The sequence below is a fragment of the Sorangium sp. So ce381 genome, assembly GCF_051473845.1.
In the GTDB taxonomy this organism is placed as follows: Bacteria; Myxococcota_A; Polyangia; order Polyangiales; family Polyangiaceae; genus Sorangium; species Sorangium atrum.
The window spans coordinates 2,744,577-2,767,594 of the sequence record NZ_CP150336.1 but is presented as its reverse complement, the minus strand read 5'-3'; the positions used below and the strand labels follow the sequence as shown (position 1 = coordinate 2,767,594).

Sequence of the window (23,018 nt, the reverse complement as noted above, 5' to 3'; positions counted from 1 at the left end):
CGCGCGCTCCATGCGCGTGAGAGGCGTCCTCCTCCTGCCGGCCATAGCGCTCGGGACGCTGAGCGTGAGCTGCCCGCGCCCTGCCTCCGAGCCGGCCGCGACGTCCCCGGTCCCTGCGCCCGCCGCAGCCGTCACCGCGCCGCTCGCCGCGGCCGCGCCCGCCGTCGCTGCCCCGGCGTCCTCCGCCGCCACCGTGGAGGACGCCGCGCCGCCCAGCGCGGAGGCCGCGATGGCGCCGGGCGCTCTCGCGATGGCGCCGGGCGCTCTCGCGGCGGCGCCGGGCGGTGACCCGCTCGCGTTGCCGGCGCTGCCGCCGGAGCTCGTCGATGACGGATCCGACAAGCTGCCCGAGATCGATCCTCCCCCGGCCACCTCGCCGGCGGCGGCCGAGGAGGAGGTCCACGAGCTCGCGAGCATCGCCAGGGAGACCTGGGTCTTCGCCGAGCCGCGCTGGACCAGCCGGCGGATCGGGTACCTGCGCGCCGGCGCCGTGGTCGCGCGCAGGCCGCAGCCGTCCGGCAGGACATCGTGCGCCGAGGGCTGGTACCGCATCGAGCCGAACGGCTACGTCTGCATCGGCGCCAGTGCGACGCTCAACATTCACGACCTCGCGGTCGAGGCATCGTCTCGCCGCCCGGTCCGTCGGTTCGCTTCGTCCGCCTTGCCGGTCGTTGGTGGCGAGGCCGCGCCTGCCACAACACAGGCGGGCGAGACCCCAGTTGCCGCGGCGGAGACGGGTGAGACCGCACTTGCCGCTGCGCAGACGGGCGAGACCGCACTTGCCGCTGCGCAGACGGGTGAGACCGCACTTGCCGCTGCGCAGACGGGTGAGACCGCACTTGCCGCAACGCAGCCGGGCGAGACCGCACTTGCCGCTGCGCAGACGGGTGAGACCGCACTTGCCGCAACGCAGGCCGGCGCAAACGCACTTGCCGCAACGCAGGCCGGCGCAAGCGCACCTGCCGCAACGCGGGCCGGCGACGCGACAACCCTGCTCGGCGGCCTGCCGTACACGTACGTGATGTCTCGCTCCCCTACCCCGCTGCTCTATGCGCGCCTGCCCGACGAGGACGAGCAGCGCGGCGCCGAGCCCGACCTCGCCGCGCACCTGCTCCGCGCCGCGACCGCCGCGCGCGCGCCGGACTTCGTCGCGCCTCCGCCTCCTGACGCGACCCCCTCGGTCCTGCTCTATGGGCGGCCGGCGCCTGGGCTCGCCGGCGATCGCCGCTCGCCCGGCGCGCTCGTCCTTGGCCGCGCCCGGACGCGCTCCGGCTTCGCCCTGCTCTCGACCTTCGACCACGACGGGCGCCGCTTCGGCCTGACGACCGACCTCGCCGTCTTGCCGCTCGACCGCACCCGCGTCATCCGGCCGAGCGCCTTCGCCGGCCTGGCGCTCCCGGAGGGCGTCACCTTGCCCGTCGCCTTCGCCAGGCGCCGCCACGCCGTGCGCCTCGTCCCGGGCGAGCGCGGCGGCGTCACCCGCGCCCCGCTCCGCTTTCGCGAGGCGATCCCGCTATCCGGCGCGTCGCGGCGCGTCGGCGGCATCGACTACCTCGAGGCGCGGGACGGCTCGCTCGTCCGCGCCGACGAGGTCGTGCGCGTCGACCCGCTCCCCAGGGCGCCCGCGTGGGCGGTGCGCGGGCGGAAGTGGATCGACGTCTCGATCGACAAGCAGAGCCTCGTCGCCTACGAGGGCGCTCGCCCGGTCTACGTGACCCTTGTCTCGACGGGGGCGGACGGCCTCGGCGACCCCAAGACGACGCGCTCGACCATCCAGGGGCTGTTCCGCATCCACACGAAGCACGTCACGGTCACGATGGACGGCGACGAGGAGGAAGAGGATCCGTTCGACTTCCGCGACGTGCCTTTCGTCCAGTACTTCACGGAGGGCTTCGCGTTCCACGCCGCCTACTGGCACGACGATTTCGGCACCCCGCGCAGCCACGGTTGTGTGAACCTCTCTCCGCTCGACGCCGCCTGGCTGTTCGAGTGGACGACCCCCGAGGTGCCGGCCGAATGGCACGGCGCGCTCTCGCTACGGAAGGGCACGCTCGTCTCCATCCGCCCCTGAGCCGGCGCGCCGGCGCTGCCCCTTCCACGCCGCGCGAAGCCACGCTACACGCTCGCTCCATGGCCACCCAGGAGCCCCTCTCGCTCGATCAGCTCATGGCGATCGATCCGCTGCTCTCCGAGGAAGAGCGCATGATCCGCGATGCCGTCCGTCGCTTCGTGCGCGAGCGGTACCTCCCGCGCGCCGCGGACCTGTTCGCGCGCGAGGAGTTCGCGACCGACCTGATCCCCCAGATCGCCGCGCTCGGCCTGCTCGGCGGCTCGCTGACCGGCTACGGCTGCGCCGGCATGAACTCGGTCGCATACGGCCTCGCGCTGCAGGAGCTCGAGTATGGCGACAGCGGCCTGCGCAGCTTCGTGAGCGTCCAGGGCTCGCTGGCGATGTATCCGATCTGGAAGTACGGCTCCGAGGCGCAGAAGCAGCGCTGGCTGCCGAAGATGGCCGCCGCCGAGCTGATCGGGTGCTTCGGCCTGACGGAGCCCGACAGCGGGTCGGATCCGAGCTCGATGAAGACCCGCGCCCGGAAGGACGGCAGCTCGTACGTGCTGACGGGCACGAAGATGTGGATCACGAGCGCGCCCATCGCGGACCTCTGCGTGGTGTGGGCCAAGGTCGACGACGGAGGGGCCGAGTCCATCCGCGGCTTCGTGGTGGAGCGCGGGATGAAGGGCCTGGAGACCCCGCTCATCCACGGCAAGATGAGCCTGCGCGCCAGCCCGACAGGCGAGATCGTCCTGAACGAGGTGCGCGTACCGGAGGAGAACGTGCTCCCTGGCGTGGTCGGCCTGAAGGGCCCGCTCGGCTGCCTGACCCAGGCGCGCTTCGGTATCGCGTGGGGCGCGCTGGGCGCCGCGCGTGCCTGCTACGAGACGGCGGTCTCCTATGCGCGCGAGCGCACCCAGTTCGGCCAGCCGATCGCGTCACGGCAGCTCATCCAGTCCGAGCTCGTCGAGATGGCGACGGAGATCGCGAAGGGGCAGCTGATGGCGCTGCACTTCGGCCGGCTGAAGGACACGACCGGCATCAGCCCGGTGCAGGTCTCGCTGTGCAAGCGGAACAACGTGGGCTGGGCGCTCAAGATCGCCCGGACCGCGCGGAGCGTGCTCGGCGCGAACGGCATCCTGCTCGATTACCCCGTCATCCGTCACATGCTCAACCTGGAGAGCGTGTACACGTACGAGGGCACCGACGAGGTGCATTGCCTGATCCTCGGCAACGCGATCACGGGGCACAACGCGTTCTGATGGCAGCCGCCCGGATTCTGCGCTGCCTCGGCCCCGAATCACCGTGATAGATGCCCCCGAAAGGGACTATCGCATCTCGAAATCGATGCCAACGCGGGTATGGATCGCTGTCCCAGTGGGCATGACCCAGGAGAGCCGTAGGCCCCCGGAGAGGGTGTTCGTGGGGCGGCGCGGGGGGACGGACCGTTGTCCCAGTGGGCATGACCCAGGAGAGCCGCAGGCCCCCGGAGAGGGTGTTCGTGGGGCGGCGCGGGGGACGGACCGTTGTTTGAGCCCAATTGACGTTCTATCTCCGGCGTGCACAGCGCGCCGGAGATAGAACGTCAATTGGGCGAGTTCGGTGGGGCCCCCGCGCCGCCCCACGAACACCCTCTCCGGGGGTCGGGCAGTGCGCCAAGACCTCTCCGCCGCCCCGCTCCCCTCCCCTACCCCGTCTTCCCCGCCGCTTTCCTTCGCAGCCCCACCAGGAAGATCTCCACGCTGTTCGCCCGCGTCCCCTCGGGCCGGATGCTCCGGACCTCCTCGCAGAGGTTCCGCAGCGCGTCCCGGGCCTTCACGAAGTCCTCGCTCATGAAGATCTTCCCGACGAACGCCCCACCAGGCGCGAGCAGCGCCTCGGCCACGGCCACGGCGCGCATGAACAGCTCGTAGCTCCGGGCCTGGTCGGCGATCTTGCTGCCGCTCGTCGCGGGCGCCATGTCCGACAGCACCACGTCGTACGGCGCGAACTGCGCGAGCGCCTCGTTCGTCAGCGACAGCGCGTCCCCCTGCACCACCGTCGCCTGCGGCCCGAACGCCGCCGTGATCGGCGACAGATCCACCGCGAGCAGCTTGCCCCCCGCGCCGATCCGCTGCGCCGCGTACATCGACCACGAGCCGGGCGCTGCGCCCAGGTCGAGCACCCGCTGGCCAGGGCGGAGCAGCCGCACCCGGCGATCGATCTCCTCGAGCTTGAAGACGCTGCGCGCAGGATAGCCCTGCGCCTTCGCCGCCTTCGTGAAGGCGTCAGGCCGCTTGTACGGGTTCTTCGGCTTCTGCGACACGGAGGGACACTCGGCAGGCACGACCGGCGGGGCGCTCGCTCACGGGAGCGCCCCCGCCGTCGGCCGGGATCAGCCGCCCTTCTTCTTGGTCGGCTGCTGCACCGGCACGATCCCCTTGCCGCCGCGCTTCTTCACGGCGCCGCGGATCGTCACCAGCTGGTTCTTCGGGCCGGGGACCGGACCCTCGATGAGGATCAGGTTGTCCTCGGGGAGGAGCTTCGCGATCTTGAGGTTGAGCGCGCTCACCGTCTCGTCGCCGTAGTGGCCGGGCATCTTCAGGCCGGGCAGCGTGCGGCCGGGGGTCATGTTCGTACCGATCGACCCGCCGTGGCGGAAGTACTCGTGCGTACCGTGCGAGCTGACCGCGCCGGCGAAGCTCCACCGGCGGATGACGCCGCTGAAGCCTCGGCCGCGCGAGCGGCCCTGCGCGTCCACCCGCTGGCCCACCTCGAAGATCTCGTCGACCTTGAGCGTGCTGCCGAGCTCGTACTTCGCCGCGTGCTCCGGGCTGCAGCGCAGCTCGCGCACGATCCGCTTCGGCGTCTGCCCCGACTTCTTGTACGCGCCGGCGACCGGCTTCGTCGTGTGCTTCTCCGCCCGCTCGCCCAGGCCGAGGATGAGGGCGCTGTAGCCGTCCTTCTCGAGCGTGCGCTTGCCGATGACGACGCAGCCCGCCTGCACGACCGTGCAGCGCAGGACCTCGCCCTTCTCGTTGAAGATCTGCGTCATGCCGATCTTCTTGCCGATGATGCCGGGATGCTGATTCATGATGGGATTGCCTTGCTCGCTCCGTCTGGGGTGGCTGGGACTGGCTCCGCGCGGCGCGCCGCGAGAGCGATCCCCTCGGTGCGCCTCGTCACGAGCCGGTTCGGAGCGAAGAACCGGGGCGGCTTCCCGCCGGGCACGTTGGGGGGCGCAGAGCTTACCCACGGAGCCCCCAAAGGGAAGCGAAAACCACCGCCACAACGGTAATCCGCACCACATCGCCATCGAGACGCATCGCGTCACGATCGCCCGGACATTGTCCTTCTGGGCGGACATTTCCTGTCTCTCCCTGGCATCGAAGTTCCGAGGAGCGGGCCTCACATTGCCTCATTGGAGGTCACGGATGACAGACATCATCGCTCACGGTGAGCCGGACGACGTCGAGCGCCTCATGGATCGTTACTGGTTCCTCCTGAGAGGCGAATCGCACGGCGCCGCTGAGGACAGCGCGGGCGCGGCCCGGACCCGGGTGGTCCGCGACGGCGAGTTCGTCGTGGTGAGCATCGAGGCGTCGGCGCTCGGATGGCCCGAGGGGACGCTGCTCTTCAGGTTCCGATCGGAGGTGGCCCCCTGCGCCGAGTGCATCGAGCGCGCGGCCGCGATCGCGCGCCACCGGACGCGCGGCATGCTCGGCTCGGGCGACGTGCGCGAGATGCTCCGCTTCGCCGTCGCCCGCTGCGCCGCGGCCGGGATCGACGTGGCCCACGCCGGCGCGCCCGTTCGAGGCGACGGGGCGCGCCGGGACGACGCGCCGGGCAGCGCGGGGGAGCCCGCCTCCGGGAGGCGCCGCGCGGCGCAGGACGCGGGCGGCGGCGCGAAGCGCTACGACGCCGAGCTCTGGCTCATGCTCTGACAGCGCGCGCGCCTCGCGACGGGCGCGGCCGCGTCACGAGCCGACCACGTTGAGGGTCGCCTTGACCATCGCCATCCAGCACTGAAGCACCATCTTCCCCTCCTTCTGCGGGGTGACGGCCACCTCGACCTGCGTGTTCAGCGGCAGGTCCTTCTCGATCTTCAGATCGGGAATCGCGATCGCCTTCAGACACTCGCTCTTCGTCGTCCGCGTGAAGCGCAGCACCACGGGCTCTCCCTTCTTCAGCTCGATCGTCGACGGGGAGAAGCCGCTGTCGTTCACCGCGATGTCGATGCGCTTGACGTTCGCCGGCGCGGCGAGCTCGGCGGCCGCCACCACCGGCGCCTCCTCGGCGGGCTTGCTGCAGGCGAGGGATGACAGGGAGAGGGCAAACGCGGCGACGAGGAGCTGCAGGCTCATGGTCAGCGCGTTCTTACTCGGCCCAAATCGCGCGTCAAGCCGCCCTCCGGCCGTCCGCCCCGGGCAAGAGACCCGAGGGCGGTCGGGCGCGGGGGCGCGCGCGCCGTGGACGCGGCCGGTTCAGCCCGTCAACCGCGGCCCGAGAGGATCTGCAGAATCGACGAGAAGAGGTTGATGAAGTTGAGGTAGAGGTCGAGCGCGCCGCCGACGGGGTCCTCTTCGTTCGAGTGGAGCAGGCGCGACGTGTTGTAGAGGACGTATCCCCCGAACACGAGGACGGACACGCTGGCGATCGCGAGGCCGAGGAGCGTGCTCCCGAGCAGGGCGTTCAGCAGCATCGCGCCGAGGACGACCATGGCGCCCATCACCAGCCCGCTGGCCATGAACGACAGGTCCTCCCTCGAGAGGAAGACCCCTAGCGTGAGGCTCCCGAACGTGAGGACGGTCAGGATGAAGGTGTCCCGCACCGGGGCCGACGACAGGGTGCCGCCGAGGCCCGCCGCCGCCTGGGCCATGTAGAGCGCAGGCGCCGTGGTGACCCCCAGGACGGCCGCCATCCCGAAGAGCGCGAGGACGTTGACGCCGGGGATCTTGCGCACCGCGCGCGCGCCGAACATCACGCCGAACACGACGCCCATCGAGAGGATGGGGTGTTGCGCGAAGAGCTCGACGACCGGCGGCATCGCGCGCCCCAGAGCCCCCTCCTCCACGTCCGGCGCCCCGATGTACAGCGCGCACATGGCGCCCAGGGAGGAGACGACCAGGCTCGCCGTGAAGAGCCCGTAGACCTTCTTGAGAAAGTCGATCCGCAGCGCCAGCTTCGGGCTGGCCGATACGCTCGCCCCGAGGGGACTCGCCTGGCGTGAGTTCATCTGCTGCGCTCCTCCTTCAGGGCATTTCGCCGCGGCTGCACGAGCGCCTAGTCGTGCACCATTCACCATGGACATGCAACACCGGCACGGCGCAGCCGTCGGCCATCTGCTGCCCGCAAAAAATCACGTTCCAGCGGCATCGCGCGCACATGGGGGGGCCGGCGCGGCGTGAACGGCGCGCCGACATCGTGCTCGATTCCGGCTAAAATCAGCCCGGGTCCAGAGAAAAATCTCTCGGATCCGGCTAAAATTGGCCCGGATCCAGAGAAAAATCTTTCACATCCGGCAAACAACAGCGCGGATCCAGAGAACAAGCTCTCGATTACGACCAAAACAAGCCAAGATCCATAGAAAAATCTCTCGCTTCCGACGAAGAGAAGCGCGGATCCAGAAAAACCTCTCACTTCCGACGACAACCCGCTCGGCTGCAACGCCGGCGCCGGGCGACAGCGCCGTCGACCTGGCTGCGCGCGCCGTGGGGAGGATCCGAGAAAGGTCCAGAGCGCTTCTCAGCGCTCCGGAACAACGACCGCACACGCTTCCCAGCGGACCCGGAGCACGACCGATCACGACCATCGACAATCGATGCCTCGGAACAAGCACCTTGCCAGGCCCAAGCGCTCACGCCGGACAGCAGGAGCGCGCCGCGCCCGGGCGCGCTCCTCTCCACGTCGCGCAGCCGCGATGGACGCCTGCACGCGGCCCGTTGTCGCGCGCCGCACGCTCGTGTACGAAGGACAGCGAAGGATCACGAGCGCGCCGCGCAGCCCGGGGAGGACGAGGTTTCATGAACGTCACGACGATCGCCGTTGCCGACGTCGAGCCCGCGACGGCGCCGTTGCCGGGATTCGATAGCGAAGCTGCGGTGCAGAGCCTGCTCGTCTCGCAGATCGAGGCCTCCTACCGCCACCGCCTGCCCCTCGTGGGGCGCACGGACCTCCACCCGCTCGTCCAGGCCGCCTATACCGCCTTCACCCAGCGCTATCCCCTCGTGCTCTCGCCCGACGTGGTCTGGCTCTGCCTGGCGCGCGGCTTCACCTTCCATCTGGCCGCGAACGACGAGCATCGACGCCGCTTCCTCCCCGACGATCACGAGTTCGCGCTCGTCGTCGATCGCCCGGACTTCACCCTCGGCGAGGTGAACCCGTGGCCGGCTTTGTTTCCGGACTTTTCCAGGCAGATTTCGGCGCGCGTCGGCTCGCTGCGGGACCTCGTGACATCCAATTTCTCCACCACGGGGCCTGTCGAGCGGGTGTCGTCGGAGCTCACGGTCGCGACACCGCTCGCGCCGCACTACGCGTGGGAGCCGCCGTTCCCGGGCGACATGGAGTTCCCGCAGCGCGGGATCCCGCGCGTGTACCTGCTCGGCACGTCCGACGACTGGCGCTGGGTGCGCCAGCGCGTGGCGATGCTCGGCTCCGTCGGGCAAGATCGCTGGACCCGCGCGCTCCTGCCTGTGCTCGACCAGATCGCCGCCTCGGCGGAGGGGCGCGCCGACACGATGTTCTGGCGCGCGTTCTTCAGGTACGAGAGCTCGGCCGACGAGCTGACCGGGTGGATCCACGTGCTGTTTCCCTACCTGCGCGCCTGGCCCAACGACTACTTCGCCCCGAACCCCTATATCGAGACATGGCACGAGCGATGGCGGACGGCGGAGGCCCGGAGCGACGCGCTCGGGGGCCTCGGGAACCCGCAGGGACCAGGGCTCTCCGAGGTGCCGCCCGGCCTGACCAGCGCCCAGCTGCGCTTCATCGACGGGAGCAGGCGCGAGCACCCCATGGAGTTCATCAGCGGCCTCATCGGCGTCACGCAGGACCCGCACTCCCTCGCGCTCCTCCCGGAGTTCGTCTGGGCCATCGCGCACCAAGCCCCCGAATCGGCAGCTCAGCGCCCCGCCGAGGCCTCATGAGCCACGCGGCCCCGTGAGCCGCGCGCTCTACGGCGATTTCCGCCCACCTCTGCCACGTGCAGAGCGGCGGTCTCCCGCACAGGAGACGGGCCCAGATCGGCGTTTTCGGCGCGCAAGCGCACTCCCGTGCGCTGAGCACCGAAAACGCCGAGGTGGGCCCGTATCCGAAGCGGGTGACCGTCGCTCTAGTTCGGCGTGGACGGGCGGCTCACCCTGACATAGGATTGTGCGGTCCGCGACACGGCGACGCCATGCGTCGTCCATCACGCTCGGAGGCTCCAGTGTCCGGAGGCAAGTTCGCGCTCCTCGAAGTACCGGATCTCAACGGCGGGGAACCGTCCTACCTCCGCCTCGGGGCCGCAGCGCCCCTCGGCGAGAGCGCGGGGGACGATCTCGCCGAGCGGATTCAGACGTTCACCGACGACGACCGCAAGCGGGACGGCTCGCCCGATTTCGTGCCCGTGGGCGAGCGGAAGGCCGAGACCGCGAAGCTGCACACGAAGGGCGGCTGGCGCGATCACACCGACGGCAACCGCATCTCGACCACCAAGGGCGACAAGGTCGAGGTGATCGGAGGGAACTACCGCCTGCTCATCCTCGGCCGCGGGGAGCACCAGGCGGGCTGGGACGTGTCGGGAGGGCACGTCACCGAGGTCAGCGAGACCTTCGGCGGCGGCACCACGATCGAGTGGGTGCAGAACTACGGCGGGACGTGGAAGGTGGTCGAGACGACCATCAAGGGCGAGGTGCACACCGTCTACCACGGCGACGTCTACGACTATTACTTCGGGAAGATCAAGGAGAGCCAGACCGGCACGGACACGTTCCCCACGCTGAATGTCACCGATGATTTCATCGATGACAAGAACCCGCCCTCGCCCCAGGCGATCCCGACGGAGAACCCCACGATCGTCGACAGGACGTGGGCCAAGAGCATCTCGTCCTATACCGGCTCGGAGAAGCTGCCGGTGCCGTCGATCACGGACGAGACCTGGGCGGAAGTGATGGTGACGAAGACGAACGCCACCTCGATGACCGACGAGACGACCGTCAAGGGGGAGTCGAAATCCACCATGCACGCCGCGTCGATCACGTCCTCCACCAAGGTCGACGGGACCATGGATGACCACACCGAGGCCGACACCATCAAGAGCTATACGAAGGCGAGCAAGATCATCTCCGAGACCCACGCCGACACCGAGGACAAGATGTACGGCGACGCGGACTCCTACACGCAGGGCAACAGCAAGACCGTCGTCGATGGGATCGAGACGACGATCAACCTCGGCATGGTCAACGAGGTCGTCCTCGGGGGGATGATCGAGGCGACGCTCGGCGCGGAGGTGACCTTCACGGCCGGCGGCATCGTCGACGTGACCGTCGGGCTCAAGGCGGATTTCAGCTTGACCGGGAGCATCGACGTCTCCGCCGGCCCCACGCTCGAGATCAGCCCGGCGGGCGTGGAGCTCCACATGAGCAAGACGGAGATCGCGCTCGCGAACAAGATCGTCTCTGCGTTCAACCTCTTCGTTTGAGGGCGCGAGCACCACGCTCCACGCGCCACCGGATACGGAGCTCCCATGGCCGGCGATGGCAAGTACGGTATCCTCCATGTGCCTGATTTCGGCGACGGCATGTCGTCGTACCTGCGCATCGGCGCGGCCGAGGGCGACGAGTACTCCTGGCGAGATCACACCGACGGCAACCGGGTCATCACCACGCGGGGCGACAAGGTCGAGGTCATCGGGGGCACCTACAAGATGACCGTCCTCGGGCGCCGCGAGTTCGAGAGCGGCTGGAAGGCGGAGGACGGGCAGATCAACGAGAAGAGCATCACCTTCCACGGGTCGGGCGAGTTCGACTTCATCCAGGGCCCCCGCGGCGAGAAGCGCCTGCGCGAGAAGACCGTGAAGGGCGAGGTGCACACCACCTACCACGGCGATGCCTTCGAGTTCCATTACGGCAGCAAGCTGGAGAGCGTCACCGGACACGACAGCCCGCCGCGCGACCTGGACGCGCTCACGGCGCCCTGGGGCCTCCCTCCGTCGGGCGTCCTCGGGGAGAACCCCACGATCGTCGACAGGACGTGGGCCAAGAGCATCTCGTCCTATACCGGCTCGGCGAAGCTGCGGGTGCCCTCGATCTCCAACGAGACCTGGGCGGACACGATGACGTCGAAGACCCACGCCACGTCGATGACCGACGAGACGACCGTCAATGGACCGTCGAAGTCGACGATGAAGGCGGGGTCGATCACGACCTCGACCACGGTCACCGGGACCATCGATGACCACACCGAGGCCGACACCATCAAGAGCACTACGAAGGCGAGCAAGATCATCTCCGAGACCCACGCCGACACCGAGGACAAGATGTACGGCGACGCGGACTCCTACACGCAGGGCAACAGCAAGACCGTCGTCGACGGGATCGAGACGACGATCAACCTCGGCATGGTCAACGAGGTCGTCCTGGGGGCGATGATCGAGGCGACGCTCGGCGCGGAGGTGAGCTTCACGGGCGGCATCTCGGCCAGCGCCACGATCGGCCTGGAGGCGTCCGTCACCGTCGCCGCGTCGCTCGATGCCAGCATCGGGCCCACGCTCTCGATGGGGACCGAGAAGTTGAAGGTCACCCTGGACCGGGGCAAGGTCGCGCCCGTCCGCACGAACATCGCGGCAGTCCACCTCATGACGTGACGCGCAAGCGCGGCGACCCTCACGGATGGCGAACAAGAATCTCACCCCGTTCCTCTTCGGCGGCAAGGTCACCTCGCGGAGGCCGCCCCAGCCGGAGATGACCCTGATCGTCCGGGCGAAGTTCATCCTCGAGCCCGGAGCGCCGCTCTCCCTGCCCGAGGGCCACCCGGCGCTCGCGCAGGAGACGCTGCGCGGCGACGTGTTCCACGACGACGATCACGAGCAGACCGGCGAGTGCCTCTACCCGAGCGATCTGGTGGACTTCAAGCCCCACGCCGACGTGCTCCTGATCGGCACGTGCCACACGCCGGGCAAGGCGCGCATGACCGAGTGTCCTGTGCGGTTCGGCGTCGGGTCCTGGTCGAAGATCCTGCGCGTTGTCGGCGAGCGCGTGTGGATGGATGGCCTGCTCGGGCCCGCCATGAGCGATCCCGTGCCGTTCGACCGGATGCCCCTCGGCGATCGGCGCAGCTTCGGAGGGCCGGGGCACCCGCTCAACCCGGTGGGCAGGGGCCACGGGACACGCGAGCTGCCCAACGTCGAGGGCGCGGACGATCTGCTGCTGTCGCGCTCGGATCGGCCGGCGCCCGCGGGGTTCGGGCCCCTGTCGCCGAACAGGCCCGATCGGCGCGCCCGGGTCGGGAAGAACTACGGCAAGGCGTACCGCGAGAAGCGAGCGCCGTACTACGCCGACGACTTCGACTGGACGTACTTCAACTCGGCCCGGCCCGACCAGTGGCTCCCGTACCTGCGCGGCGACGAGGAGCTCCTGTTCCAGAACCTCCACCCGGACGCGGAGGTCTTCCGGTCGCGGCTGCCGGGCCTCCGGATCCGCGTCTTCGCGAACGACGCGGAGCGCGGGTTCCGGGAGGTGCCGATGCACCTCGACACGCTGCTCGCCAACCTGGACGAGGGGGCCCTGTTCCTCACGTGGCGCGGCCTCACGGAGGTGACCGACGACGACCTCTCGCGCGTCACCACGCTGGTCGCCTCCGAGCCGCTCGACGGGCCGGCGCTGCCCGAGGAGCATTACCGGGAGATCCTCGCGCGCTTCGAGGCCGACCCGCTCGAGATCGAGGAGCAGCTCGCGCCGGAGCTCAAGGAGGAATGGGGGGCGCTTCAGGCGCTGCAGAAGAAGGGCGACGGCGCGGCGCCGCCCGGCGGCGGCGGCGCGGCGGGGCTCGACCCGCTGTCGGCGCTGCTCAAGGCGCGGCTCGGCGACGTCGCGAAGCCGCAGCAGGAGAGGATCGGCCGGGCGATGGCGGGGCTCGCGGGCGTCGCGTTGCCGGGGGGGAAGGTCCTCGGCAGCGTCATCGCGGAGGCGCTGCGCAACCTGCCGAAGGCCTCGCAGGCCCTGCCGCCGATGAGCTCCGCCGCGTCGCCCATGCTGATGGACGCGGCGCTCCGGACGGCCTTCCGGCGCGTCGCGCGGGCGGTGGAGGAGGCGAAGGGGCTCGCGGCCGCGCGCGGGACGCAGGTCCCGGCGCTCGCGGCGTGGGACAAGCTCGCGAGCGATCCGAAGCTCGCGTCGATGGGCCTCTCCACGGCCCCGCCTCGGCCGCCCGGGCAGATCGGGCCAGGGAGCGACCTCCGCGACCAGGACCTCAGCGAGCAGGACCTGAGCGGCCGCGATCTGACCGGCGCGAACCTCACGGGCGCCATCCTGACGGGCGCCAACCTCCGGGGCGCCAGGCTCACGCGCGCCACCCTCAGGCAGGCCGTGCTGTTCGACGCCGACGTGAGGGAGGCGGATTTCACGGGCGCGGACCTGACCCTCGCCACCCTCCAGAGCGCCTGGGCGGAGCGCGCCGTCTTCCGCGGCGCCACGCTGGAGGGCGCCACGTTCGACGGCGCGCGGCTCATGGAGGCCGATCTCTCGGGCACACAAGGGTCGCAGCTCGTCTTCTCGAGGGCGGACATGACGGGGGCCGTCGCGCGCGGGGCGGCGTGGGCCGTGGCCTTCTTGGAGGACACCGTGCTCGAGCGCGCGGACCTGTCGCAGGCCTCGCTCACGCGGTGTTTCGTGTCGAAGGTCAAGGGCGCCTCCGCCACGTTCGCGGGCGCCACCCTCACAGGATCGAGCTTCTCCGGGTCCGACCTGACCGGCGCGAGCTTCACGGGCGCGCGGGGCGACGGGAGCGTGTGGATGGCCGCGACCCTCACCGGCGCGGATCTCAGCCTCGCCGTGCTGACGGGCGCCCTCTTCAGCGAGGCCACGGCCGACGGCGCGATCTTCTTCGGGGCCAACGTGCGGGGCGCCCGGTTCGACAGGGCAAACCTCACGCGCGCCGACTTCACGCGGGCGAACCTCTTCGAGGCGGACCTGCTCAAGGCGCGGGTCCCGGAGGCGAAGTTCGTCGACGCGAACCTCTACGATGCAAAATTCTACGAGACCTCGGGATCCGGCTGTGATTTCAGGGGGGCGAACCTGAAGAAGTCGACGCTGGAGCGAGATCGATGACCCCGGACGAGCTGAGGGCGCTGCTCCAGGCGGGCGAGGCGCTCGAGGGCAGGACGCTCGGCGACATGGATCTGCGGGGGGCCGATCTCCGCAAGGCGCGGCTGCGCGGCGTGAAGCTCGGGCGGGTGCAGCTGGAGGGAGCGGACCTCTCGGGGGCCGATCTCCGCGGCATCAAGATGGCCTGGTGCGCGCTCCGCGGCGCGGACCTGTCGGGCGCCGATCTCCAGGGCGCGGCCGTCGCCCAGAGCGACCTCTCGGGCGCGAACCTCGCCGGCGCGAACCTCACGGGGGCGAGCCTGGTCCGCGGGCAGCTGACCGGGGCGAACCTGCGCGGCGCGCGACTCCAGGAGGCGAACCTGGCCGAGTCGAAGCTCGCGGGGGCGGAGCTGTCCGGGGCGACCCTGAAGGGCACGCGGCTCGACCTGGCCGACCTGTCGGGCGCGGCGCTCGACGGCGCGACCGTCTCGCAGTCGTCGTTCACGCGGGCGGATCTCTCGGGCGCCTCGCTGTCGCAGGCGCGGATCGAGGGCTCGTCGTTCGCCGAGGCGAACCTGACGCGGGCCGATATGTCGGGCGCAGAGCTCGACACGGTTGTGTTCCTGAAGGCGGATCTCCGGGAGGCCGTGCTCCCGAAGAAGCTCACGAAGACTGTGTTCGACGGCGCGCGCCTCGGCCGGCTCGACCTCTCCGGGGCGGACCTCGCTGGCGCGGCGCTGGAGGGGATGGACTTCTCCGGGGTGAGCTTCGAGAACGCGAACCTCACGCTGTCGTCGCTCCAGGGCACGGACCTCCGGGGCGCGAGCTTCCGGGGCGCGACGCTCGACCAGACGGTGCTCGCGAGCTGCGACCTCACCGGCGCGGACTTCCGGGGCGCGACGGTGAGGTCGTGCATGCTGTACCGGGCGCGGCTGCCGGGCGCGGATCTCTCGGGCAGGGACCTCGAGATGGTGGTCTTCAAGGAGGCCGATCTCTCGGGCGCGAACCTGTCCGGGTCGCGGCTCGTGCGCTGCGTGCTGGAGGGAGCCAACCTGACGGGCGCGAACCTGACGCGCGCGCTCGTGTCGCAGACCACGCTGCGGACGGCGGTCGTGGAGGGCATCACCTTCGAGAAGGCGATCTTCGACTGCGTGGACTTCTCCGGCGTGGACCTGACGCGGGTGTCGCTCTCCGGGCTGACCATCTCGCGGTGCTTCTTCGCGCTCGGGAACCTCTCGGGGATGGACCTCTCGGGGTGCAACCTGTCGAACTGCGACTTCACCTCGTGCAACCTGGAGCGGACGCGCCTCGACGGCGCCATCCTGGCGAACGCGAACTTCAAGGGGGCGAACCTGCGGCAGGCCTCGCTGGCGGGCGCGATGGCGAAGGCCGCCTTCTTCGGCGAGGGCGTGCTCGCCGGCGCCGGGCTGACGCAGGCGATGCTCCGCAATGCGATCTTCGTGAAGGCCGATCTCTCGGGGGCGAACCTCGCGGGGGCCGACATCCGGGAGACGGTGATGCACGAGGTCCGCGCGACCGAGGCGCTGTTCGTGGGGGTCAAGGCGCACTACGCCGATCTCTCGCACGCGGACATCTCGGGCGCCGACTTCACCGGCGCGGACCTGCACTGGGCGAACCTGCACCACGTCCGCGACGAGAAGACACGTTATCTCGACGCCAACCTCGCCACGGCGAGGCGCACGGACGTGGATCGCCTGGAGGCCGAAGCATGGATGCCGCCCGAGCGGCGCTCGCAATGAAGGAGGAGCGATGTCGATGGGAGCCATGAAGGAGAGCGATCGCGCGGCGGCCGTGCGGGTGGATGCGCCGGCGGGCGAGGAGAACGCGCCTCGGGCGTACGGCGCGCACGGCCCGCGCGGCGCGGACGTGCTGCGGATCGGCCTCCCGCGGGACGGGGCCGCGGCGGCCGACGGCGCCGGGCAGGCGGGCGTCGCGGCGCTCCCGAGGGAGTACCTGGGCCCGGGCCGGGTCACGGCGGCGGAGGGGGGCGCGATCGCGGTGGAGCTGCCGGGCGGCCAGCCGGTCGCCGTCGAGATGGCGCTCGCGCTGCCCTACGAGCCCGCCGTGGGCGACACGCTGCTCGTCATCGGCAGGGAGGAGCGCTACTACGCCATCGGCGTGCTCCACGGCGCGGGTCGGACAGTGCTGTCGCTCCAGGGGGACGTGGCGGTGCACGCGAGGGACGGAGAGCTCTCGCTGTCCGGGGACAAGGGCGTCGCGATCCGGGGGCCGGAGCTCGAGGTGCAGGCGGGCAAGATCCGGATGGTGGCCGACGCGGTGGTCCAGAGGTTCACCTCGATGGTCCAGCGGGTGAGCGCGCTGCTGAGCGTTCAAGCGAGCGAGTCGCACACGGTCGTGGAGAAGACGGCGTTCACGAAGGCGAGGAACGCCACGATCCTGACCGAGGAGACGGTCACGGTGAACGGCAAGCAGATCCTCTTGGGATAGGAGGCCGGCGCGATGCTCCCTGCGAACAACAAGTGTACAGGCATGAGCGCCGGGTTCCCCGACGTCTGCATGTCGCCTGCGCTCGGCCCGTTCCCGTTCCCCAATTTCGACCCGAACGCGGTGAAGTTCCCGTTCTCGTTCAACGTGTGGTTCTCGATGGGGCCTGCGCTGAGCCTCCTGGCGCGCGCGATCCTCACGATGGGCGACTGGCTGGGAACGCTGCACTGGACCTTCATGGGAACAGGCCAGTACACGTTCGGCAACGTGCGGGTCTTCGTCAACTATGCCCCCGCCACGTCGCTGCTCTCTCCGAGGGCCGGCAACAATTACAACTGCTTCATCGGCGTCCAGGTGTTGCCGAGCGTGACCAACGTCTTCATCACGTACAACGCGGGTACCGCCGGGGGCGCGCGGCCCGCCGGCGCCCCGATGCTGGCCGATCTGGACGCGCTGGTCGCGTCGCTCCACCCGTGCGGGGGCGCGTCGCCCGTCGAGAGCGTCCAGCTCGAGCCGGGGGTCGGGTACGTGAAGATCCGCACCTTCTCGCTGGACGTGCCCGCCCGGGTCCACACGGCGGTAAAGGCGCTCGAGGCCGAAGGGCTGGAGACGCTCGTGCTCGATCTGCGGGACAACCCCGGTGGGGAGCTCACGGCCTTTCTCGAGCTCGCGGGCGACTTCCTGGAGCCGGGGAGCGTCCTCGGGAGGGCGATCGACGCGGACGGCGACGAGATCGTGTACCGGTCGAGCCACCGCGATCCGTGCCGTGTGCCGCTGTGGATCCTGGTGAACGGCGGGACGGCGTCGGCGGCGGAGCTCTTCGCCGGCTGCCTCCAGTGGCACGGGAGGGCGGTCGTGGCGGGCGAGCGCACGTACGGAAAGGGGACGGCGCTGAAGGTCGCGGCGGATCCGGAGGATCGCGCGCCGGTGCTCGCGCTGGCGGCGAGGATGGTCCTGCCGGGCGGAGAGCCGATCCAGGGGACGGGGATCCGGCCGGACGTCGAGCTGGGGGGGAGTGAAGGGCCTGATCGCGGCGGGGAGCGGCGATCGCTGATGGACTTGATCGCCGGCGCGAAGGCCTGAGGGCGAGGCGCCGCTCGGCTCAGGGGCGTACCGCGAGGTACACGGTGCTCCAGAGCTGCACCGCGTTCGACTCGTCGTGGTGCAATCGCTCCGCGCCGAAGGGCACCAGCTTGTAACAGCCGCCCTCGAAGGCCCAGCTCCAGAGCTCCCGCGTGCTCTCCTCGCGCGTCGCCGCGATGACCTCCCAGAGCGCGCTCCGCGCCCGCTCCAGCGCGCCCCGCGCGCGGGCCGGCAGATCGCCGCGGCCGAGCTGCCGCTCGAGGCCCGCGGCGAGCATCGCCTGCTGCCACGACCAGGTGACCGTCCCGTGGTAGTGGGCCGCCGTGAACTCCCTCCAGAGCGCCGGATCCTGCGCGAACGCGGGGTTCGCGACGAGGATCCCCACCGGCGTCCGCAGGCCGGCCGGGAACGGGCGGATCAGGCGGCCCGCGATCTCCTCCAGCGCAGCGGGCGGCGGGTCCGTGAACAGCATGACGAAGCTGTCGTCGGAGTGCATGATGGGGATCGGCTTGCCCTCGCTGTCGAGCGCGACCGCAGGAAACGAGAGCGTCCCCGAGAGCGACGCGAGCGCCGGCGCCGCGTCCAGGCCCAGCGACTCCGCATAGGACGACACGCGGCGCCTGGCCTCGTCCTCCGGCAGCTCCACATGGAAGAACACGCCGGCGTCCTTCCACGCGCGCGCGAGCCGCTCCGCCCGGCCGGCGCGCTCCGCGTCCGCGCCGAGCAGCGGGCTCGCGAGCAGCCGCGCCGACGCGCGGAGCGCGGCCGGAACCAGCGCGGCGTTCACGTCGTAGGGGATCCGGCCGCCCGCGAGGCCCTGCTCGCTGTCACGCCACTCGCCGACCTTCGTGCCCGCCTTGAGCCCGATCAACTTCATCGGATCCCCTGTCTCGGCGAACGGGGCGGCGAGGTGGAGCACGAGCGACACGTTCCGCGCGAGCGCCTCCGCGTACGTGTCGCCCCGCGGCGTCCTGCGCGACAGGAACTCCGCCGCGCGCTCCCGGCCGGCCGCGGTGCCGAGGAGGTACTCGGCGGCGACCGGCGCGAGGAGGAAGTCGCCGTCGATCATCTTGTAATCGTAGATGGGCTCGCGCAGCGCCCCGGGGATGCGCGAATCGAGGTGCATGAGCGCGGCGTACTCGCCGATCGCCTCCTCGTGCGCGACCTCGCCGGCCAGGCTCAGTCGGTCGAGGACCGAGCCGATGCCCGCCTCGACCACCGCCGGCTCGAGGACGGGCAGGAGCATCCTCACAGCGAGCAACGTGTCCCGGCCGAAGTACGTGAGGAAACGCCAGGATCCGGCCAGCAGCTTCTCCCGGTACGCGAGGAAGCCGAGCGCCTGGCGGTGGCGCAGATCGTCGCTGGCGCGCTCCGTCACGAGCTCCTCGAGGGGCACCGGCGTGAGCGGCGCCTCGTCCGAGAGCGCCGTCACCCGGACACGGAGGCCGCTCGGCCCCGCCGCCAGCTCGATCCGGCCGTCGTCCCCGAGCGCGGCCGTCGTGCCGTCCTGCGGCTCGATGAGCAATTCGAGGTGGTGCTCGCCGTCCAGCGTGGTGCGCCGCACGGCGATCGCCGCGCCCCGCGGCGAGGCGAACGCCTCGACATCGTTCCGTAGCCAGGCCGGAACCTCGGCGTCGGGCCCGACGTCGCGGAGCGTACGGACGCTCCCGAGGATCACCCGATGGACACGCAGCGCCGGCGCCGCGCTCGCGAGGAGCGCCGACACGCCGCGCATGACGCCGGGCCGCTCGGCGCGATCCATGCGCTCCATGCGCTCCACGCCGGAGACGTCCCCCTCCACCGAGAGATCGACCGGCGCGGGCAGAGAATCGAACCACACAGCGATTCCCATGTTGCCCGCCGGAAAAGCGACGATGAGCCGCGGCGAACCACCCGAGGTCGTCAAGAGATGGGCGGCGATATGACCACGACGGAAGAAGTGGTTGTCTATCAGGCCTTCTCGCAAATCGAAGGCCAGGAGCTCGGCAGGTGGCGGCGCGGAGGGCGCCTCGCCGTGCGGTGCGCCGGAGACGCAGGAGGCGGCAAGCAGCGTGGACAAGGTGGTTCCCTTCAGAAATCGCTCGATCTTCGCGGGCCTCGTGGGCACCGCGGGACCGTACCCAGCCGCGGCGCGCCTGCCAAGGACCAAGGATCTTCCGGTGGCCGCCAGCTTACGTCTCCGACGCGCTGGCCGTTTATCGCGTGTTTTCAGCGAATTTACCGAGGCAGAGCGGATTCGGCAGCACGCCTGGAAGGGCGTCGCCACGGCCTCACGCCGCGCGGCACGTCTGGCCCCGGGAACGGACGCAAGAGGCAACGGACGCAACGGACGCGACGGACGCGACGGACGCAACCAACCAGAGCGCCAGAGGGCGCGATCGTGATGACCAGATGACAAAGAAAGAGTTCACGCCATTGTTGCCCTGTGATAACCCATCCGAGAACTCGGTTGTTGATAATGGGTTCGCAGCAGGCGAATGGCCTGCGAGCCATTTTGAGGAAGGGGGTTCGAGATGAACGAGAGCATCTCCGGCCAGGCCGCGTCCGGCAGCAATGGTTCCGATCGCGCGAGGCTCAGCATTCCGCAAGAGGGCCTGATCTACACCTGGGTTGATGGCAGCCTGGGCGTCGTCGAGGAGGTCGTGCGCGCGGGGTTCGGGTTCCTCGAGGACGTGCGCGTCGAGACGCAGGAGCGGCTCAGCGCCACGCTCGACCTGATCGAGGGGGTCGATCGCAGCGTGTTCCGGATCGCGCGCAAGACGCTGGCCCGCGTGGACGGAATCAGCGAGCGCGCCCTTTCGAGCAGCCAGCTCGGCTGGTTCGCGCTGCTCGGCACGATCCGCCGCACGTCGCAGGGCGCGGCGGGGCTCGCCTCCGAGACGGTGGTCGCCGTCGTGGGCGAGCGCAGGGCGACGCAGCAGCTCATCATCCAGCAATCATCCTGAGTTCGACGAGCCCCAAACGCCGCTCGGCCCGCCGGCGATAACCCTCTTCATACTAGCGGGGCGCAGTGGGATACGGGCTCAGCCGCCAGGCAGGCGAGTGAGGCGTACGCCGATCAGCGCCCCTCGGCCCCCCGCCCTGGCTTCCCACGGCGGTAGAGCCCGATGGCCAGCGCGAGCACGGCGGCGCCCAGCGCGGCGGCGGCGATGAGCCGCGCCGTCGTGCTCCACCGGCCGAGAGGCCAGGGGCTGGCCTGTCCCGCGCCGTCCGCCTCGCCGCCCGCGCGGGGGAGCGGGACGAGCGCGCGGCGCGCCGCCGCCGCCTCGGCGAGCGCGCGGCGGACGCCGGCGGCGTCGAGCGAGGCGCCGGCCGGGATCAGGGCGCGCAGCGCGGCGCGCGCCCTGAAGAACGGGGCGCCGTCGGCGCTCCACGCGGCGGGGGCGCTGTCGAGCGCCTCGTCGAGCGCGGCCGGGATCACCTCCTTGACGATCGCGTCCACCGCGCCGGGCGACGCCGACCTCGCGAGCGCGATGTAGCCGGCGTCCTGGATCCCGCGGCGAAGGCTCTTCAGGCGCATCGAGGGGAGCACGCCGGGAAAGCCGACGGATCGGGAGGAGAACGCGCCCCGCTGCGTCCCGGGATAGAGCAGCATGCCGTCGCCGAGGCACGCGTCGCCGTCGCGGTTGTGGAAGTTCTCGGCGACCGTGAACGGGTCGATGGGCCCTCGGCCGCCGCGGTTGCCGTCGTGCCAGAACGCCGTCTCCCACAGGAACCAGCGGTCCACCTCGTGGGAGGCCGCGATCCAGCCGTCGGCCATGAGCCCGGTGAGCGGCGCGTCGATCATGAACGTGCCGGTCCGCGGCAGCGCGCCGTTGTACACCCAGAGCCGCTTGCCCGCCTCGCGCGCGGCCCGCGCCCACGTGGAGTCGAAGCGGTTCGCCGGCGTGAGCACGAGGTCGACGTCCTGCTCCACCGGAGGGACCTCGCCGCACGAGTGCCCCACGAGGACGCGCGACGACAGGCGCGAGCCGCGGATCAGCCGGCGCCAGCCGGGCCCGCGGGGGCTCTCGCACTGCTCGTCGATCGCGTAGAGCATCACGTCGTCCACCGCCGGCGGGAGGAGATCCGCGACCGCCTCGACGCGGCGGAGGGCCGCTTCCCCGGGATCGCCGAAGCCGCCATAGGCGCCGAGCGCCACCGCCCCGGGCGGCACGCCCGCGCCCGGCCCCCGGTAGCCGTGGGCCTCCGTGAAGAGCGAGCCGTCGATCGCCGCGCGCAGCCGCTCGACCTCGGCGGGGCTCCGGACCGACGCGAAGCCGTCGACGTGGTGCTCGTGGAGCAGCTGCCAGAGCTGCTGCTCCACGGCGGGCCCGTCGCCGACCCGCGCGGCGATCTCGTCGACGTCGTAGAACGCGATGAAGTCGACCGCGCCGTACGGCAGCGTCGCGGGGGCGACGTCGAGCCTCAGATCGAGCGACGCGAGCTCGCCGTGCGACGCCGATCCGACCACCACCCTCCCCTCGTAAGCGCCGGGGATGGCGCCCTCCGGGACGTGGAGATCGATCCAGACCGCCCGGGTCTCGCGCGCGCCGACCTCGAGCGGGTACGGCGCCCAGGGGGGCGCGAGCTCGACCGGGATGAGCGCGTCGGGAAGGAACCCGAGGTGCAGGTCGTCGGGCGGCCGCGCCGCGGGGCTCCACCCGAGCGACTCCCGGGGGCGCTGCTCGTTGCGCGAGCGCTGGGTGATCTCGACGTAGTGCTCGACGAACCGGCGAATCGAGATCGCCCCCGCGGGCGCCGCGCCCGCGCCCTGTCCAGGCGCCGTTCCCTGCCCGTGCGCGGGCTGCTGCAGCGCCGGCGGCGTCTTGGCCGGCGCGCCCGGGCCGGCCGCGGGGCCGAGCGCGGAGAGCTCGACCGTGACGCCGCGCACGGGCTCGGCGCCGGCCTCGACGACGACCTGGAAGGCGACGACCTCCGCGCGGAGCGCGCCGAGCCGGATCGGCTCGCCGGGCCGGAAGACCGCGTTTCCTTCGCCGCGCGAGAGCGGCAGGCCGACGTCCTCCCGGCGGACGCGCGTGCCGTCGTCGGCCACCCAGACGCGCGCGCGCTCGGGCTGCCCCTCGCCGGCGGCCGCTGGAGCGAGCGCGCCACAGGCCATGGCGAAGAGCAGCGCGGCGGGGAGGTGCGGGAAGGATCGCGGCATGTCGCTCGGC

Annotated in this window: 17 protein-coding genes; 11 read left to right on the top strand and 6 right to left on the bottom strand. The window is 71.0% G+C overall.

From position 1 onward, the window contains the following. The first annotated feature begins 10 nt into the window (after positions 1-10). Both WMF29_RS10600 and WMF29_RS10595 read left to right on the top strand, forming a co-directional pair. The gene (locus WMF29_RS10600) at positions 11-2,071 is read left to right on the top strand and encodes a L,D-transpeptidase family protein (RefSeq protein WP_437328726.1); all 2,061 of its coding nucleotides are present in this window, start codon (positions 11-13) and stop codon (positions 2,069-2,071) included. A 59-nt stretch (positions 2,072-2,130) separates the two neighbouring features. Then, entirely contained in the window at positions 2,131-3,315 is a 1,185-nt protein-coding gene (locus WMF29_RS10595; protein WP_272101676.1) for an acyl-CoA dehydrogenase family protein, read from the top strand. Positions 3,316-3,740: 425 nt separating this feature from the next. Here WMF29_RS10595 and WMF29_RS10590 read toward each other — a convergent pair whose 3' ends face one another. Together WMF29_RS10590 and rplC are read right to left on the bottom strand one after the other, a co-directional pair. After that, on the bottom strand, positions 3,741-4,358 hold the full coding sequence (locus WMF29_RS10590) for an SAM-dependent methyltransferase (protein ID WP_437328725.1): 618 nt from the start codon (positions 4,356-4,358) through the stop codon (positions 3,741-3,743). Between the two features lie 69 nt (positions 4,359-4,427). Next, the gene (gene rplC, locus WMF29_RS10585) at positions 4,428-5,126 is read right to left on the bottom strand and encodes a 50S ribosomal protein L3 (RefSeq protein WP_437328724.1); all 699 of its coding nucleotides are present in this window, start codon (positions 5,124-5,126) and stop codon (positions 4,428-4,430) included. Positions 5,127-5,466: 340 nt separating this feature from the next. Here rplC and WMF29_RS10580 point away from each other — a divergent pair, with 340 nt between their 5' ends. Further along, positions 5,467-5,976, top strand: a complete 510-nt coding sequence (locus WMF29_RS10580) for a hypothetical protein (RefSeq protein WP_437328723.1) — start codon at positions 5,467-5,469, stop codon at positions 5,974-5,976. A gap of 33 nt (positions 5,977-6,009) precedes the next feature. Here WMF29_RS10580 and WMF29_RS10575 read toward each other — a convergent pair whose 3' ends face one another. Both WMF29_RS10575 and WMF29_RS10570 read right to left on the bottom strand, forming a co-directional pair. Then, on the bottom strand, positions 6,010-6,396 hold the full coding sequence (locus WMF29_RS10575) for a cupredoxin domain-containing protein (protein ID WP_437328722.1): 387 nt from the start codon (positions 6,394-6,396) through the stop codon (positions 6,010-6,012). Positions 6,397-6,524: 128 nt separating this feature from the next. Further along, positions 6,525-7,268, bottom strand: coding sequence for a Bax inhibitor-1/YccA family protein (locus WMF29_RS10570; protein ID WP_272101671.1), 744 nt, complete (start codon positions 7,266-7,268; stop codon positions 6,525-6,527). 787 nt (positions 7,269-8,055) lie between these two features. On the opposite strand from WMF29_RS10570, the gene WMF29_RS10565 reads away from it, so the two are divergent. From WMF29_RS10565 to WMF29_RS10535, 7 genes are all read left to right on the top strand, one after another. After that, positions 8,056-9,177 (top strand): DUF4419 domain-containing protein, encoded by a 1,122-nt coding sequence (locus WMF29_RS10565; protein ID WP_437328721.1) that lies wholly within the window; start codon positions 8,056-8,058, stop codon positions 9,175-9,177. 281 nt (positions 9,178-9,458) lie between these two features. Continuing rightward, positions 9,459-10,712, top strand: coding sequence for a hypothetical protein (locus tag WMF29_RS10560; protein WP_437328720.1), 1,254 nt, complete (start codon positions 9,459-9,461; stop codon positions 10,710-10,712). Between the two features lie 45 nt (positions 10,713-10,757). Further along, positions 10,758-11,876 (top strand): hypothetical protein, encoded by a 1,119-nt coding sequence (locus WMF29_RS10555; protein WP_437328719.1) that lies wholly within the window; start codon positions 10,758-10,760, stop codon positions 11,874-11,876. A 25-nt stretch (positions 11,877-11,901) separates the two neighbouring features. Next, on the top strand, positions 11,902-14,337 hold the full coding sequence (locus tag WMF29_RS10550) for a DUF2169 family type VI secretion system accessory protein (RefSeq protein WP_437328718.1): 2,436 nt from the start codon (positions 11,902-11,904) through the stop codon (positions 14,335-14,337). Beyond that, positions 14,334-16,073, top strand: coding sequence for a pentapeptide repeat-containing protein (locus WMF29_RS10545; protein WP_437328717.1), 1,740 nt, complete (start codon positions 14,334-14,336; stop codon positions 16,071-16,073). Before WMF29_RS10550 ends, WMF29_RS10545 begins: the two co-directional genes overlap by 4 nt. Before the next feature lie 16 nt (positions 16,074-16,089). Next, a complete protein-coding gene (locus WMF29_RS10540; RefSeq protein WP_437328716.1) occupies positions 16,090-16,782 on the top strand; it encodes a DUF3540 domain-containing protein in 693 nt (230 codons plus the stop codon). A gap of 12 nt (positions 16,783-16,794) precedes the next feature. Then, positions 16,795-17,862 (top strand): S41 family peptidase, encoded by a 1,068-nt coding sequence (locus tag WMF29_RS10535; protein WP_437328715.1) that lies wholly within the window; start codon positions 16,795-16,797, stop codon positions 17,860-17,862. Positions 17,863-17,881: 19 nt separating this feature from the next. Here WMF29_RS10535 and WMF29_RS10530 read toward each other — a convergent pair whose 3' ends face one another. Continuing rightward, positions 17,882-19,969, bottom strand: coding sequence for a hypothetical protein (locus tag WMF29_RS10530; protein WP_437328714.1), 2,088 nt, complete (start codon positions 19,967-19,969; stop codon positions 17,882-17,884). A gap of 406 nt (positions 19,970-20,375) precedes the next feature. On the opposite strand from WMF29_RS10530, the gene WMF29_RS10525 reads away from it, so the two are divergent. Next, positions 20,376-20,807: a hypothetical protein gene (locus WMF29_RS10525; protein ID WP_437328713.1), complete on the top strand. Its 432-nt coding sequence runs from the start codon at positions 20,376-20,378 to the stop codon at positions 20,805-20,807. Positions 20,808-20,920: 113 nt separating this feature from the next. On the opposite strand, the gene WMF29_RS10520 is transcribed toward WMF29_RS10525, so the two are convergent. Then, positions 20,921-23,008 carry a hypothetical protein gene (locus tag WMF29_RS10520; RefSeq protein ID WP_437328712.1) on the bottom strand — a complete coding sequence of 696 codons (2,088 nt, stop codon included), beginning with the start codon at positions 23,006-23,008 and terminating at the stop codon, positions 20,921-20,923. Between the last annotated feature and the right edge of the window lie 10 nt (positions 23,009-23,018).

What these genes read in the sequence shown, in the direction of transcription:
- WMF29_RS10600 (WP_437328726.1), top strand. Translation starts at nt 11, where the DNA reads ATGCGCGTGAGAGGCGTCCTCCTCCTGCCGGCCATAGCGCTCGGGACG.
- WMF29_RS10595 (WP_272101676.1), top strand. Translation starts at nt 2,131, where the DNA reads ATGGCCACCCAGGAGCCCCTCTCGCTCGATCAGCTCATGGCGATCGAT.
- rplC (WP_437328724.1), bottom strand. Translation starts at nt 5,126, where the DNA reads ATGAATCAGCATCCCGGCATCATCGGCAAGAAGATCGGCATGACGCAG.
- WMF29_RS10580 (WP_437328723.1), top strand. Translation starts at nt 5,467, where the DNA reads ATGACAGACATCATCGCTCACGGTGAGCCGGACGACGTCGAGCGCCTC.
- WMF29_RS10575 (WP_437328722.1), bottom strand. Translation starts at nt 6,396, where the DNA reads ATGAGCCTGCAGCTCCTCGTCGCCGCGTTTGCCCTCTCCCTGTCATCC.
- WMF29_RS10570 (WP_272101671.1), bottom strand. Translation starts at nt 7,268, where the DNA reads ATGAACTCACGCCAGGCGAGTCCCCTCGGGGCGAGCGTATCGGCCAGC.
- WMF29_RS10565 (WP_437328721.1), top strand. Translation starts at nt 8,056, where the DNA reads ATGAACGTCACGACGATCGCCGTTGCCGACGTCGAGCCCGCGACGGCG.
- WMF29_RS10555 (WP_437328719.1), top strand. Translation starts at nt 10,758, where the DNA reads ATGGCCGGCGATGGCAAGTACGGTATCCTCCATGTGCCTGATTTCGGC.
- WMF29_RS10550 (WP_437328718.1), top strand. Translation starts at nt 11,902, where the DNA reads ATGGCGAACAAGAATCTCACCCCGTTCCTCTTCGGCGGCAAGGTCACC.
- WMF29_RS10545 (WP_437328717.1), top strand. Translation starts at nt 14,334, where the DNA reads ATGACCCCGGACGAGCTGAGGGCGCTGCTCCAGGCGGGCGAGGCGCTC.
- WMF29_RS10540 (WP_437328716.1), top strand. Translation starts at nt 16,090, where the DNA reads ATGGGAGCCATGAAGGAGAGCGATCGCGCGGCGGCCGTGCGGGTGGAT.
- WMF29_RS10535 (WP_437328715.1), top strand. Translation starts at nt 16,795, where the DNA reads ATGCTCCCTGCGAACAACAAGTGTACAGGCATGAGCGCCGGGTTCCCC.
- WMF29_RS10525 (WP_437328713.1), top strand. Translation starts at nt 20,376, where the DNA reads ATGAACGAGAGCATCTCCGGCCAGGCCGCGTCCGGCAGCAATGGTTCC.
- WMF29_RS10520 (WP_437328712.1), bottom strand. Translation starts at nt 23,008, where the DNA reads ATGCCGCGATCCTTCCCGCACCTCCCCGCCGCGCTGCTCTTCGCCATG.